The sequence below is a fragment of the Calidithermus terrae genome, assembly GCF_003574345.1.
Lineage (GTDB): Bacteria > Deinococcota > Deinococci > Deinococcales > Thermaceae > Calidithermus > Calidithermus chliarophilus.
Map to the genome: position 1 here is coordinate 1 of NZ_QXDL01000427.1, position 1,289 is coordinate 1,289.

Sequence of the window (1,289 nt, forward strand, 5' to 3'; positions counted from 1 at the left end):
GTGGCGGGGATCAGCCTGCTGGTGGGGGGCATCGGGATCATGAACATCATGCTGGTCTCGGTCACGGAGCGCACCCGCGAGATCGGCATCCGCAAGGCGCTGGGGGCCAAGCCCCGCGACATCCTCACGCAGTTCCTGGTGGAGTCGGTGGTGCTGTCGGTGGGGGGCGGGGTGCTGGGCATCGCGCTGGGGCTGGGGCTGGCCCGCAGCGTGGGCAACCTGCTGGGCATCAGCCCGGTCTTCTCCCCCGGCAGCATGCTCCTGGCCTTCGGCTTCTCGGCGATGGTGGGCGTGTTCTTCGGCTACTACCCCGCCCTGCGGGCCGCCCGGCTCGACCCGGTGGAGTCGCTCAGGTACGAGTAAGCCGCCGGTAGCCGGTGGCCCGTAGCCACGCCCGGCACGACGGCTCGAGGTACCTCGCAGGCAATTTCGACCCAAGGAGCCCTTATGGCAAGAACGATCCTCACAGCGGTTTTGGTTTTGCTCTCCTCGCTGGCGCTGGCCCAGGGGTTCGTCATCCAGCAGGCCCCCGGCCCCGGGGGGCAGCTCGACCCCGAGGCGCGCAGGCGCCTCGAGCAGTACCGCCCGGTCTTCGAGCTGCAGAACAGCCTGCGGCTGATGCTCGAGCTCGACAAGCAGAAAAACCTTTCCTTCACCAAGGCCCAGGCCCAAAAGCTCCTGCCCGTCCTCAAGGACCTGCAGGCCCGCGCCGACCTCAAGCCCGCCGACGCCGAGAAGATCCTCGCCAACATCGAGGACAAGATCCTCACCCCCGCCCAGCTCAAGTGGATGGACGAAACCCAGCTCAAGCGGCAGCAGGAGCTGCGCCAGCGGCGGGAGAACGGCGGGCCGGCCCAGGGCAACAACCTCCAGGGGCCCGGCCCCGGCGGGCCGGGGGGGCCTCGAGGCGGCGGCCTCTTCCAGGCCATCCAGCAGGGCAAGCCCTTCAACCCCTTCAAGGAAGACCCTGCCAAGAAGACCCTCGCCGACCTGATTGCCTTGTTGAGCAAGCGCTGAGCCCCAAGGGGCTGAAGTGAGGGTAACGAGATCCGGCTCGAGGCTGACCTGATCTTCCGCAAGCCCCAGCACAGAACATTAAGCTTCAACGCTTGCCCCACCCTGGACCCAGTTCGTAGACTTGGCTCATGCCGGTTTACGGGGACCGTTCCAGGGAGCAGCGGTCCCTCGCCCCTGCGCGCCCCCAAGCCAGGAAGGCCGAGGAATGGGTGAGCGAGGCGCTGGACAGCCTCCCCCTCCCCCACCGCCCAACTCCCCCGACGAGGGAGACC

At 68.0% G+C, this 1,289-nt stretch carries 2 protein-coding genes; both read left to right on the forward strand.

What is annotated here, in order from left to right; all coding sequences use genetic code 11:
* Positions 1–363, forward strand: a 363-nt coding sequence (locus Mterra_RS21355; RefSeq protein WP_119316883.1) for an ABC transporter permease, incomplete at its 5' end; no start/stop codon positions are given.
* 84 nt (positions 364–447) lie between these two features.
* A complete protein-coding gene (locus Mterra_RS21360) occupies positions 448–1,017 on the forward strand; it encodes a hypothetical protein (protein ID WP_245971720.1) in 570 nt (189 codons plus the stop codon).
* Positions 1,018–1,289: the final 272 nt, after the last annotated feature.

What these genes read in the sequence shown, in the direction of transcription:
- Mterra_RS21360 (WP_245971720.1), top strand. Translation starts at nt 448, where the DNA reads ATGGCAAGAACGATCCTCACAGCGGTTTTGGTTTTGCTCTCCTCGCTG.